The organism is Amycolatopsis thermophila, from assembly GCF_030814215.1.
GTDB classification, from domain to species: domain Bacteria; phylum Actinomycetota; class Actinomycetes; order Mycobacteriales; family Pseudonocardiaceae; genus Amycolatopsis_E; species Amycolatopsis_E thermophila.
Genome location: NZ_JAUSUT010000001.1, coordinates 2,230,200 through 2,242,240, shown reverse-complemented (window position 1 = coordinate 2,242,240; position 12,041 = coordinate 2,230,200). Strand labels below are relative to the sequence as shown.

Sequence of the window (12,041 nt, the reverse complement as noted above, 5' to 3'; positions counted from 1 at the left end):
GGATAACTCGGTCAGGCCCGGGCCGTGCTGGGCTCCGCCGTGGTGATGCTCACCTGGCCCAGGAGCCGTTCGAGGGCCGCCTCGACGTCTTCCTTCCAGGACAGGGCCGAACGCAGCTCCAGGCGCAGCCTGGGCCACTTGGCGTGCGGCCGCACGGTCTTGAACCCGACGGCGGTGAGGAAGTCGGCCGGGACCACGCAGGTGTGCCCGAGCAGCTCGTTGTCCGCGTCGCCCGGGCTCGCGTCACCGAACGCCTCGATCGCGCGCACACCCCGCCGGGTCAGGTCCTTGGCGACGGCCTGCACGAGGGTGCGGCCGAGCCCGCCGCCGCGGAACTCGGGCAGCACGTGGAAGCTGGTCAAGAGCACCGCGTCGGCGCTGGGCGGGGACGTCGGGAACGCGATCGACCGCGGCACCAGGTTCGGCGGCGCGTACAGCACGAACCCGACGGGCAGCGAGTCGCTGTAGATGATCCGGCCGCAGGCGCCCCACTCCAGCAGCACGGACGAGACCCAGGCCTCCTTCTCGACCTCGGTCTGGCCGAACTCCTCCGCCTGGGCGCGCAGGTGCGGCGCGAGCTCCCAGTACACGCACCGCCGGCAGTGCTTGGGCAGGTGTTCCAGGTTGTCGAGGGTGACGCCCACGACGCGACGCGACACCTGATCCCTCCCCCGGTTCGTTGCGGCCGGCCCGACGAGTCGCAGGGCGTGGCACAACCACACAGCCTGCTCGGCCGTCTCTGAGAATAGGCCCCTGTGACCCACGCCGAAAGGCCGGGAATATCACAAGGTCGAGTGGTTACACTCGAGAAACTGACCATCAACAGCAAGCGAAGTGCGATGACTGCGAACCCACCCGAGCACACCGGCCGCCGCGATCTCGATCCCCACCTCGCCCGTTACGCCGCCCGCACGGCCGGCATGACGGCGTCGGAGATCCGAGCTCTCTTCGCGGTAGCCAGCCGGCCCGAGGTGGTCTCACTCGCCGGCGGGATGCCGAACCTCGCCGCACTGCCGCTGGACACCCTCTCCTCGCAGGTCGGGGAGATCATCGCCGAGGACGGCCTCGTCGCCCTGCAGTACGGCTCCGCGCAGGGCGTGCCCGCGCTGCGGGAGCAGATCTGCGAGGTCATGGCGATGGAGGACATCTCGGCCCACCCCGATGACATCGTGGTGACCGTGGGTTCCCAGATGGGCCTGGACATGGTCACCCGGCTGTTCTGCGACCCGGGCGACATCGTGCTCGCCGAAGGCCCGTCGTACGTGGGCGCGCTGGGCTCGTTCGCCGCCTACCAGGCCAAGGTCGTGCACGTCGTGATGGACGACCAGGGGCTGGTGCCGGAGGCGCTGCGCGAAGCTCTCGCCACCGCCGAGCGCGCCGGCCAGCGGGTCAAGTTCCTGTACACGATCCCGAACTTCCACAACCCGGCCGGCGTGACGCTCGCGGTCGAGCGGCGTGCGGAGATCCTGGCGATCTGCCGGGCGCACGGCGTGCTGGTGGTCGAGGACAACCCGTACGGTCTGCTCGGCTTCGACGGCCAGACCTACCCGGCGCTGCGGTCGCTGGACCCCGACAACGTCGTGTACCTGGGTTCGTTCTCCAAGACGTTCGCCTCGGGCCTGCGGGTCGGCTGGGTCCTCGCCCCGCACGCCGTGCGGGAGAAGCTGGTGCTGGCCGCCGAGTCGGCCACGCTGTGCCCGCCGACGTTCAACCAGATGATCGTGTCGCGGTACCTGGCCACGCACGACTGGAAGGGCCAGATCAAGACCTTCCGCGAGAACTACCGGGAGCGGCGGGACGCGATGCTGTCCGCTCTCGAGCAGCACCTGCCGTCCGGCTGCAGCTGGACGCACCCGGACGGCGGTTTCTACGTGTGGGTGACGGTGCCCGAGGGCGTCGACACCAAGGCGATGCTGCCGCGCGCGGTGACCGCGCGGGTGGCGTACGCGTCCGGAACCGGTTTCTACGCCGACGGTTTCGGCAGCAGGCAGATGCGGTTGTCGTACTGCTACCCGACTCCGGAACGCATCAAGGAGGGCGTGCGGCGCCTGGCCGCCGTGCTCGAGTCCGAAATGGACCTGGTGCGCACGTTCGGTAACGTCAGCATGCGCGCGATCCCGGGGCCGGAGACGCCGTCGCCGGACACGGCCTGATCGCCGCACGGCTTCGTCCATTTTAGACTGTGTATTGAGGAGAGTGCCGGCGTGGTTATGCCGACCGTCGCCGTTCTCGCGGGCGGACTTTCGCACGAGCGTGATGTCTCCCTGCGGTCCGGCCGCAGGCTGTCCGCCGCGCTGCGGGAGCAGGGCCTGACCGTCGAGGAGTGGGACACCGACGCGAGCCTGCTGGACCGGTTGCGGTCCGACCGGCCCGACGCGGCCGTCGTGGCGCTGCACGGTGGCCAGGGGGAGAACGGGTCGGTGCAGGCCGTCCTGGAGATGCTGCGGGTGCCGTACGTGGGCACCAGCTCACGTGGGTGCCGCCGCGCCTGGGACAAGCCCACCGCGAAGGCGCTGCTGTCCAGCGCCGGGTACGCGACGCCGGACTGGATCGTGTTGCCGCACAGCACGTTCCGCGAGCTGGGCGCGCAGGGCGTGCTCGACGCGATCGTCGACCACCTGGGCCTGCCGCTGATCCTGAAGCCCGACCAGGGCGGGTCGGCGCTGGGCGCCCAGGTCGTGCGGGACGCGTCGGAGCTGCCGGCCGCGATGGTCGGGTGCTTCGCCTACGGCGACACCGTGCTGGCCGAGCGGCTGGTGGAGGGCGTCGAAGTCGCGGTGGCCGTCGTGGAGCGCGACGGCGAGCCGGAGGCCCTGCCCGCGGTCGAGATCGTGCCGGAGAGCGGCGTGTACGACTACACCTCCCGCTACACCGCCGGGCTGACCGACTTCTTCGCCCCGGCCCGGCTGCCGGAGGAGTCCGCGAAGGCGGTCGGTGAGCTCGCGGTCGCCGCGCACCGGCTGCTCGGTCTGCGCGACATCTCGCGGACCGACGCGATCGTGACCGCCGACGGCACGGTCCAGTTCCTCGAAGTGAACTCGTCGCCGGGACTGACCGAGACGTCGACGGTGCCGATGGCGATCGAGACCTCCGGCGCGTCGCTGGGGGCGGTGTTCGCCGATCTCGTCGCGCGGGCGATCCGCCGGTCCGCCTGACCGCCGTCAGTCAACCGTTGAGGGCCACCTTCCCGCGGGAAGGTGGCCCTCAATGCTGTCAGATCAAATCATCACCGTGACGAAACACCCCGGTGTGATCACCCATCCGTTTCGACCGCCCGATTTGCCCGATTCGGGTCCATGAGGGCGACGATCCGTTCCAGATCGTCAACGGAGCCGAACTCGACGACGATGCGGCCCTTCCGCCGGCCGAGGTCGACCTTGACGCGGGTGTCGAAGGTGTCCGACAGCCGGTTGGCCAGATCCTGCAGACCGGGTGCCTGCATCGGCTTGCGGGGAGCGGCTTTGGGCTTGGCCGGCCCCTCGCTCTTCTTGAGCGTCACCGCCTCCTCGGTCGCCCGGACCGACAGACCCTCGGCCACGATCCGGGTCGCCAGCTCCTCCTGCGCCTCGGGGTCGTCGAGCGAGAGCAACGCGCGGGCGTGCCCAGCCGACAGGACCCCGGCCGCGACGCGGCGCTGGACGGGGAGGGGGAGCTTGAGCAGGCGGATGGTGTTGGTGATGACGGGACGGCTGCGGCCGATGCGCGAGGCGAGTTCCTCGTGGGTCACCTCGAACTCGTCGAGCAGCTGCTGGTAGGCGGCGGCCTCCTCGAGCGGGTTCAGCTGGACCCGGTGGATGTTCTCGAGGAGGGCGTCGCGCAGCATCGCCTCGTCGGCGGTCTGCCGGACGATCGCCGGGATGTGTTCGAGCTCGGCCCGCTGGGACGCGCGCAGCCGGCGCTCGCCCATGACGAGCTCGTACTCGCCATCACCGAGTTCACGCACCACGATCGGCTGCATGAGGCCGAACTCGCGGATCGAGTGCTCCAGCTCGGCGAGCGCATCCGGGTCGAAGACCTGCCGCGGCTGCTTCGGGTTGGGCTTGACCGCGCTGGTCGGGATCTCGCGGTAGACAGCGCCGGCCACCTCACCACTGGGGGCGACCTCGCTGTTGGCCGCGAACCAGTCCTTTTCGCCGTTGCGGGACGGCTTCTCCGGACGGGCCTGAGCGGTCGGGGCGTTCTCCCCGGCGGGCGGCCCGGTCGGGATCAACGCGGCCAGGCCGCGGCCAAGACCACCCCTGCGTTCGGTCATAACGTGCCCCTCCTCGATCCATTGCTGCTGCCGCGCTCCGCGATCTCCCGTGCCGCGTCGACGTAGCTCATCGCGCCCCGCGAGCCCGGGTCGTATGCCAGGACGGTCTGGCCGTAGCTGGGCGCCTCGGACACCTTGACGTTGCGGGGGATGACGGTCTTGAGGACGACGTCGCCGAAGTGGTCGCGCACCTCGGCGGTCACCTGGTCGGCCAGCTTGGTGCGGCCGTCGTACATGGTGAGGAGGATCGTCGAGACGGCCAGGCTGGGGTTGAGGTGCTTCTGCACGAGCTCGATGTTGCTGAGGAGCTGTCCGAGGCCTTCGAGTGCGTAGTACTCGCACTGGATCGGGATGAGGACCTCGCGCGCCGCGACCATCGCGTTCACCGTGAGGAGGCCGAGCGACGGCGGGCAGTCGATGAAGACGTAGTCCATGCCCAGCTCGTTGACGACGTCCCCGGCGAGCGCCTCCTTGAGCCGCGATTCGCGGGAAGCCACCTCGACGAGTTCGATCTCGGCGCCGGCGAGGTCGATGGTGGCCGGGACGCAGAACAGGTTGGGGGACTGCTCGCTGACGGCCATCGCCTCGCCAAGGGGGAGGTCACCGAGGAGCACGTCGTAGATGGAGGGGGTACCGGAGCGGTGGTCGACGTTGAGGGCGGTGCTGGCGTTGCCCTGCGGGTCGAGGTCGATGACGAGGGTCTTGAGGCCGTGGACCGCGAGGGCCGCGGCGAGGTTGACCGCGCTCGTCGTCTTCCCGACGCCGCCCTTCTGGTTGGCGACCGTGAGGACGCGGCGCTGATCGGGCCGGGGGAGGGAGTTGGGTTCCGGGTGCAACACGCGAGCGGCGCGCTCGGCCTCTTCGGCAATGGGGGTCCAGTCTGACGCAGGCGGGGTCACCGGCCGAGCCACCTTTCCGCAATCGACACTGCTGGTTTCACGTGGAACATGGGTCGCTTCATGCTGATCTGGCCTCCACAAGCCATCCAGTACGCCATCTTGTCATCCCGCACGCCGCGGTCGCCGAACACTGCGCACGCGCTCCACCCGCACCACGGTCGTCGGTGTCTCGAGTACGCCGACCCCGCATTCAGAGACCGTGGGAGCACCCCCACCGACACGGGCAACCGCCGTCGCATCACGGGCAACTTCGTCCCGGGCACTAGCTCCCTTGACTGCGAGCATCATGCCACCCTCGCGGACGAGCGGAAGGCACCAGCCCGCCAACCGCGCGAGGGGCGCCACCGCCCGCGACGTGACGACGTCCGCCGTGCCCACCTGCTGTCGAACCGACTTCTCTTCGGCCCGACCCCGCACGACGGTGACATCCAGCTTGAGCGTCTCGGCGACTTCGTTCAACCACTCGGCACGCCTCGCCATGGGCTCGACGAGGACCACGTCGAGATCCGGCCGCGCGATCGTCAACGGGACCCCGGGGAACCCGGCACCCGACCCGACATCGATCACGGTGGACCCGGAGTCGATCCGCTCCCCGACGACGGCGGAGTTGAGGAGGTGCCGATCCCAGAGCCGCTCAACCTCCCGCGGCCCGATCAACCCCCGCTCGACGCCGAACCGCTCGAGCATCTCAGCGAACTGAACGGCCCGCTCCAGCCCGTCTCCGAACACTCGCCCCGCCACCTCGGGCACCGGCACCACTCGCCACCCCTCCATTCCGCGTTTCACGTGAAACGACGCCAGACACAATTCTCCACGAGGGAATCACCATCGCGGGGAGGCGGACCGCAACTGTGGACCGTTTCACGTGAAACTCGCGCGGGGGGCGGGGCGGTTCCACGTGAAACGGCTAGCACCGCAGCGCCCGGACTGTCTCGCCCTCGTGCACTCAGTCATGTCGGCCCGACGTCGCCGAAACCATCGGCGAGGTCGCCGTCGCGCACCGCTCCGCAACCGCGCGCCGCCGGAAACACGGGGCGCACCGTCCGCCGCCCGAACGCGAGCAGAGAAAGAGGCGGCCCACAGAATGACGACCACATGCAGCTTGGGCTCTTCACCCTGACTTGCGCTCGAGGCTCATCGGCCGAAACCACCGGCGACGTCGCCGTGGCGCACCACTCACGTGAAATGGCGGGCCCCGCAGCCACCCCGCCGCCGAACGCGGGCAGAGAAAAAGGCGGCCCACCGAAGTGGGCCGCCTCCTCGAACCAACCAGACGCTACGCGTCCAGCATCACCACCACGCGCCGCTTGGGCTCTTCGCCCTCGCTCTCGCTCTTGACGCCCCCCACGGCCGCAACCGCGTCGTGCACGACTTTGCGCTCGAACGGGCTCATCGGCTGCAGCCGGACCTTCTCGCCGGTCGCCTTCACCGTCTCGGCGGTCGTGCGACCCAGCTCGGTCAGCTCGGCGCGACGTCCGGCACGCCAGCCCGCGATGTCGAGCATCAGCCGGCTCCGCGTGCCGGTCTCCTGCTGCACCGCGAGCCGCGTCAGTTCCTGCAGCGCCTCGAGCACCTGGCCGCGGCCGCCGACGAGCTTCTCCAGGTCGTCGCCACCGTCGATGCTCACGATCGCCCGGCCGCTCTCCACGTCGAGGTCGATGTCCCCGTCGTAGTCGAGCAGATCCAGCAGCCGCTCGAGGTAATCACCGGCGATGTCGCCTTCGCGGACCAGCAGGTCCTCCGTCGAGGAACCCGACTCCTCCACAGCGGGCGCCTCGTCGTCAGCGTCGATCGCTTCGACCGTCTCCGCCATCGTCATCTCCTTTCACCGGGCTCCAGCGCTCAGCGGCGCTTCTGCCCCGAGCCCTTCTGTCCTGAGTTCTTGCCGCCCTGCGAAGGCTTCTTGCGCTTCTGCGCCGAGCCGTTCTGCGGGCGAGGTCCCTGCTGCGGGAACCGGTGCGGCGAGCCGGCCTTCGAGCCCGGCTTGTTCTGCCCCGTCGCCGGTTGGCCGTCGCTCGACGACGTCTCGGCCGGGGCTTCGTCGTCGGTCGCCTTCTTCTGCTGCTGCGCCGGCTTCTGGCCCGGCTTCGGCTTGGCGCCCGGGCGCGGCGCCAGCGAGTTGCGCTTCTCCGCCGCCTCGGCCTTGCGCGCCGCCTCTTCCTTGTCGATGCGCGTGTACACCAGGCGCTGCTGCATCAGGGTCCAGCCGTTGTTCGCCAGCCAGTAGAAGAGCAGACCGATCGGGAAGAACGCGCCGAAGACGAGCACACCCAGCGGGAAGATGTACATCGTCAGCTTCTGCATCATCGCGGTCTGCGGCGTCAGCGAATCCGGGTTCAGGTTCTGCCGCTGCGCCGAGTGCCGCGCCGTCAGGTGCGTCAGGATCGACGCGAGGATCATCAGCGGGATCGCGACCGGCGCCACGTTCCAGTGCCAGCCGCCACCGGCACCACCGAGCATGGAGGTGTTGTGGATCGCCTCGCCGATGTTGACGCCGAACAGCTTCGCGTTGACGTAGGACTCGACGCCCTGCTGGTTGAAGAAGTAGTTCTCGGTCTTCGGCTGGCCCGGGTGCGGGTTGATCGAGAACGCGCGCAGCACCCAGTTCAGACCGATGAACACCGGGATCTGCAGCAGCATCGGCAGACAGCTGCCGAGCGGGTTGACGCCGTGCTCCTTCTGGAGCTTCTGCATCTCCGCGGCCTGGCGTTGCCGGTCGTTCGCGTACTTCTTCTGAATCTTCTTCAGTTCCGGCGCGAACTCCTGCATCTTCTTCATCGACCGGACCTGGTTCACGAACGGCTTGAACATGATGCCGCGGACCGTGAAGGTCAGGAAGATGATCGCGAGGATCCACGCGATGGCGTTGTCGGCCCCGAAGACGAACCCGAAGACCTTGTGCCAACACCACAGGATGAAGGACACGGGGTAGTAGATGAAGTCGAGCACTGAGCTACTCCTCGGTTGACAAACCAGGTCTCTGGTGGCGCCACGAGAACACCTCAGGCACCGGGTCGCGGCCGGGCATCGTCCACGGGCCGCAGCGCAGCAGCCGGCGGAGGGCGAGGTAACTGCCCTTCGCGGCGCCGAAGCGGGTCAGGGCCTCGACCGCGTACGTGCTGCAGCTGGGGTAGAAGCGGCAGCTCGGCGGGAGGTAGGGCGAGATGAACCGGCGGTAGAACCGCAGCGGGAGCAGCAGGACCTGGGCCACCGGCCCGGGGCGCTCGACCGCGTGCGCGCTACCGCTTTCCGTGCTGGCGTCATTCACCGGCGTGGCCCCTCGTGTCCGCGGCCGTGTCCGGCCGGGGTTGCGCCGGGCCGTCCGACGGGCGGCCCGGGAGCAGGCTCAGCCGTTTCAGCGCCGCGTCCAGATCGGCACCGAGTTCGGCGCTGGACGCGGTGGCCGCCGGCGGCAGGGCCCTCACGACCAACGAACTGCCGGGCGGCACGGTTCCGAGACGCTGCAGGACGAGGTGCCGCAGACGACGGCTCACCCGGTGGCGGACCACCGAGTTGCCGACGGATTTGCTCACCACAAAACCCGCCCGCGGCGTTCCCGCGGACGGGTCGGTGGACTGCACCGCGTGCACCACGAGGCGGCGCCGGCCTGCCCGAGCACCCCTGCGCATGACGTCGCGGAAGTCCTCACTGCGCCGCAAGCGGGCGGCACGGGGCAGCACGTCGCGCCTCGAAGCGGCGCTATCAGGCGGACAGCTTCTCGCGGCCCTTGCGACGGCGGGCCGACAGGATGGCGCGACCGGCACGGGTACGCATCCGCAGCCGGAACCCGTGGGTCCGGGCGCGTCGACGGTTGTTCGGCTGGAAGGTGCGCTTACCCTTGCTCACTGCTTACTCCTGGTCTCGACATACTCGGCGGCAGGCAGCGCCACCGATCAGCTCGGGGGTGTCTCGAATCGCGCGCATGCGAACGAACCCGTCGCGCGCGGGAGACTTATCGAGGGTACGCACCCCTTCGGGGCCGGGCACAACCGGCCCCCGGAACCACTCGGGGGGACCGAGTGGCGACGCGCGGTGAGGCATGGGATCCTGGCTTCCTACGGCGTCTTGTGGGACCGCGCGAAGCTTTGTTAGCGTGTCTCCTCTTGAGTCACCCGTTCGAGGTGCTCGGCGCCGCCGTCGGAAGGTGTGGAGGCTCTGGCTGGCGTAGGTTCGCACCCGCAGGTGGAGTGGCTGCGGGCCGCCGTACATTAGTGCACAGCTGTGGACAACTCTGTGGATACTTGCTGCACGCGGTGACCAGGGGGACCGCGCGGCGCCGCTCGACCGAGTGAGCGGGCGCCCGGCAAGAGTGGTTCGAGGTTCGGTGGGGTTCGTCCGGGGTGACGAGGGGAGGGGACGAAGTCGGTGTCCGAGCACCAGTTGAACCTGGGCGTGGTCTGGGACCAAGTGGTCCGGGAGCTGTCGGACGGCACACTCTCGCCTCAGCAGCGAGCCTGGATGCGGGTCACCCGCCCGATCGGTCTGCTCGACGGAACCGCCCTGCTCGCCGCCCCGAGCGACTTCGCCAAGGAAGCGATCGAGCGGGCCCTGCGCGACCCGATCACCCACGCGCTCTCGCGCCGCCTCGGCCGCCCGGTCTCGCTTGCCGTGAAGGTCGACACCGCGGAGGTCAGCCCGCCGCCCCCGCCACCTCCCGTGCCCTACCCGTCACCCGCCCGGGTGGAAACCGCTCCGGTCGGGGTGACCGAGATCCCGGTCATGCCGCCGAAGATGCCGCAGATGCCGCCGCTCGACGACGGTCTCCTGCCGCCGCTGCGTCAGGTGCGCGCCCACCGGCCGGAACCGGTGAAGGCGGCCCTGCCCGAGGACGACGGTGACGAGGAAGTCGACGAAGAGGGCGAGGCACTGGCCGCCGCGCACGAGATCTGGCCGATGTTCTCCGGCCAGCCGAGCGCCGGCCAGCCCTACACCGCCCCCGCGCAGCCGGAGACGTCGAAGACCCGGCTGAACGAGAAGTACACGTTCGACACGTTCGTCATCGGCGCGTCCAACCGCTTCGCGCACGCGGCCGCGTTCGCCGTCGCCGAAGCACCGTCCCGCGCGTACAACCCGCTGTTCATCTGGGGCGAGTCGGGGCTGGGCAAGACGCACCTGCTGCACGCGGTCGGGCATTACGCGCAGCGGCTGTTCCCGGGGATGCGCGTGCGCTACGTCTCGACCGAAGAGTTCACCAACGACTTCATCAACTCGCTGCGCGACGACCGCAAAGTCGCGTTCCAGCGGCGCTACCGCGACATCGACATCCTGCTGGTCGACGACATCCAGTTCCTGGAGGGCAAGGAAGGCACCCAGGAGGAGTTCTTCCACACCTTCAACACGCTGCACAACTCGAACAAGCAGATCGTGGTGTCCTCGGACCGGCCGCCGAAGCGGCTGGAAACCTTGGAGGACCGGCTGCGCACGCGGTTCGAGTGGGGCCTGATCACCGACATCCAGCCGCCCGAACTGGAAACGCGCATCGCGATCCTGCGCAAGAAGGCGGCGCAGGACCGGCTCGCGGTGCCGGGCGACGTGCTCGAGTTCATCGCCTCGCGCGTCGAGGCGAACATCCGCGAGCTGGAAGGCGCTCTCATCCGCGTCACCGCGTTCGCGTCGCTGAACCAGCAGCCGGTGGACGTCAGCCTCGCGGAAATCGTGCTGCGCGACCTGATCCCGGATTCGCAGGCTCCGGAGATCAGCGCGCCGACGATCATGGCGACGACGGCCGAGTTCTTCGACGTGACGGTCGACGACCTGTGCGGCCCGGGCAAGACGAAAGCGCTCGCCACGGCGCGGCAGATCGCGATGTACCTGTGCCGTGAGCTGACGGACATGTCGCTGCCGAAGATCGGGCAGACGTTCGGCGGTCGAGACCACACGACGGTCATGCACGCGGACAAGAAGATCCGCAAGGAGATGGCCGAGCGCCGGCGGATCTACGACCAGGTGCAGGAGCTGACCGCGCGCATCAAACAGCGCGCTCGTCAGTGACGCGCCCGGCGCACACCGCTTCGATCGCCACGATCGCGCGCGCGATCGGCCACTGCCCCTCGCTGCCCCGCCGCACGCACCCGACGATCCGACGTGACGGACGTGGGTTGCCGCGCAAGGGAATCCGGACTACCTCGTGCTGGGGTGGCAGCGGCGCGAGCCGCGGCACGAGGCACACCCCGAACCCGGCGGAGACGAGGGCGGACACGGCGAACCACTCCTTCGCCTCGTGCGCGATCCGCGGCGTGAAACCCGCGGCGGCGCAGGCGACCTGGAGGAGCGTGTACGTGTCGTTGTTGCGCGGCTTGACGATCCACGGTTCGCGCGCGGCGTCGGCGAGTTCGACCGCGTCCTGACGCGCCAGCGGATGTCCCGCCGGGACGAGGAGGTCCTGCGGATCGTCGAGCAGCGGCCACTGCGTGAAGCGCGGATCGCCGGCCGGCGGTGCTTCCGGTGTCGGCAGCACGACGGCGATGTCGGCTTCTTCGGCGAGCAGCAGTTCGTAGCAGTCCGCGCTCTCCTCTTCCAGTACGCGCGTCGTGAGGCGGGGGTGGTCCGCCCGCAGCCGCGCGGCCGCGGGCGTCAGCAACGCCGCGACCGCGGACGAGACACCGCACAGCCGGACGGTTCCCCTCTCGTCGCCGGCGGTCAGATCGGCGCGCGCGCGTTCCCATTGCGCGAACAGGGAATCCGCGTGCTCGAGCAGGACCACCGCGGCGGGGGTCAACCGCACCCGCCTGCCCTCGTGCCGCAGCAGGTCGACGCCGACCTCCTTGGCCAGCAACCGCAGCTGCTGCGACACCGCGGACGGGGTCAGGTGCAGCGCGTGCGCGGCCGCCGTCACGGTGCCGTGGTCGGCGAGCACGCGGAGGACGCGGAGACGTCTCAGGTCGATCATG

At 69.6% G+C, this 12,041-nt stretch carries 13 protein-coding genes; 3 read left to right on the top strand and 10 right to left on the bottom strand.

Annotated features, from left to right (window positions below):
- Nucleotides 1–11 precede the first annotated feature (11 nt).
- Nucleotides 12–659 carry a GNAT family N-acetyltransferase gene (locus tag FB470_RS11140; RefSeq protein WP_306990824.1) on the bottom strand — a complete coding sequence of 216 codons (648 nt, stop codon included), beginning with the start codon at nt 657–659 and terminating at the stop codon, nt 12–14.
- Nucleotides 660–839: 180 nt separating this feature from the next.
- Here FB470_RS11140 and FB470_RS11135 point away from each other — a divergent pair, with 180 nt between their 5' ends.
- On the top strand, nt 840–2,153 hold the full coding sequence (locus tag FB470_RS11135; protein ID WP_306990822.1) for an aminotransferase-like domain-containing protein: 1,314 nt from the start codon (nt 840–842) through the stop codon (nt 2,151–2,153).
- A gap of 51 nt (nt 2,154–2,204) precedes the next feature.
- Entirely contained in the window at nt 2,205–3,155 is a 951-nt protein-coding gene (locus FB470_RS11130) for a D-alanine--D-alanine ligase family protein (RefSeq protein ID WP_306990821.1), read from the top strand.
- A gap of 98 nt (nt 3,156–3,253) precedes the next feature.
- Here FB470_RS11130 and FB470_RS11125 read toward each other — a convergent pair whose 3' ends face one another.
- The 8 genes from FB470_RS11125 to rpmH all read right to left on the bottom strand — a co-directional run bounded on the left by FB470_RS11125 (nt 3,254) and on the right by rpmH (nt 8,997).
- Entirely contained in the window at nt 3,254–4,252 is a 999-nt protein-coding gene (locus tag FB470_RS11125) for a ParB/RepB/Spo0J family partition protein (protein ID WP_306990819.1), read from the bottom strand.
- A complete protein-coding gene (locus tag FB470_RS11120; RefSeq protein WP_306990817.1) occupies nt 4,249–5,151 on the bottom strand; it encodes a ParA family protein in 903 nt (300 codons plus the stop codon). The genes FB470_RS11125 and FB470_RS11120 overlap by 4 nt, the downstream gene beginning before the upstream one ends.
- 102 nt (nt 5,152–5,253) lie before the next feature.
- On the bottom strand, nt 5,254–5,925 hold the full coding sequence (gene rsmG, locus FB470_RS11115) for a 16S rRNA (guanine(527)-N(7))-methyltransferase RsmG (RefSeq protein ID WP_306999198.1): 672 nt from the start codon (nt 5,923–5,925) through the stop codon (nt 5,254–5,256).
- A gap of 502 nt (nt 5,926–6,427) precedes the next feature.
- Nucleotides 6,428–6,964, bottom strand: a complete 537-nt coding sequence (locus FB470_RS11110) for a Jag family protein (RefSeq protein WP_306990816.1) — start codon at nt 6,962–6,964, stop codon at nt 6,428–6,430.
- A gap of 29 nt (nt 6,965–6,993) precedes the next feature.
- A complete protein-coding gene (yidC, locus tag FB470_RS11105; protein ID WP_306990814.1) occupies nt 6,994–8,100 on the bottom strand; it encodes a membrane protein insertase YidC in 1,107 nt (368 codons plus the stop codon).
- A gap of 4 nt (nt 8,101–8,104) precedes the next feature.
- On the bottom strand, nt 8,105–8,419 hold the full coding sequence (yidD, locus tag FB470_RS11100; RefSeq protein WP_306990812.1) for a membrane protein insertion efficiency factor YidD: 315 nt from the start codon (nt 8,417–8,419) through the stop codon (nt 8,105–8,107).
- Nucleotides 8,412–8,831, bottom strand: coding sequence for a ribonuclease P protein component (gene rnpA, locus FB470_RS11095; protein ID WP_306990810.1), 420 nt, complete (start codon nt 8,829–8,831; stop codon nt 8,412–8,414). Before rnpA ends, yidD begins: the two co-directional genes overlap by 8 nt.
- 22 nt (nt 8,832–8,853) lie before the next feature.
- Nucleotides 8,854–8,997: a 50S ribosomal protein L34 gene (gene rpmH, locus FB470_RS11090; RefSeq protein ID WP_017985946.1), complete on the bottom strand. Its 144-nt coding sequence runs from the start codon at nt 8,995–8,997 to the stop codon at nt 8,854–8,856.
- A 519-nt stretch (nt 8,998–9,516) separates the two neighbouring features.
- On the opposite strand from rpmH, the gene dnaA reads away from it, so the two are divergent.
- Nucleotides 9,517–11,142 (top strand): chromosomal replication initiator protein DnaA, encoded by a 1,626-nt coding sequence (gene dnaA / locus FB470_RS11085; protein WP_306990807.1) that lies wholly within the window; start codon nt 9,517–9,519, stop codon nt 11,140–11,142.
- Here the strand turns inward: dnaA and FB470_RS11080 are convergent.
- Nucleotides 11,120–12,040: a LysR family transcriptional regulator gene (locus FB470_RS11080; RefSeq protein ID WP_306990806.1), complete on the bottom strand. Its 921-nt coding sequence runs from the start codon at nt 12,038–12,040 to the stop codon at nt 11,120–11,122. The two genes, dnaA and FB470_RS11080, sit on opposite strands and share 23 nt — an antisense overlap.
- Nucleotide 12,041: the final 1 nt, after the last annotated feature.

Bases quoted from the DNA above. Each gene is read 5' to 3' on its own strand.
- FB470_RS11135 (WP_306990822.1), top strand. From the start codon at position 840: ATGACTGCGAACCCACCCGAGCACACCGGCCGCCGCGATCTCGATCCC.
- rsmG (WP_306999198.1), bottom strand. From the start codon at position 5,925: ATGGAGGGGTGGCGAGTGGTGCCGGTGCCCGAGGTGGCGGGGCGAGTG.
- FB470_RS11110 (WP_306990816.1), bottom strand. From the start codon at position 6,964: ATGGCGGAGACGGTCGAAGCGATCGACGCTGACGACGAGGCGCCCGCT.
- FB470_RS11125 (WP_306990819.1), bottom strand. From the start codon at position 4,252: ATGACCGAACGCAGGGGTGGTCTTGGCCGCGGCCTGGCCGCGTTGATC.
- FB470_RS11080 (WP_306990806.1), bottom strand. From the start codon at position 12,040: ATGATCGACCTGAGACGTCTCCGCGTCCTCCGCGTGCTCGCCGACCAC.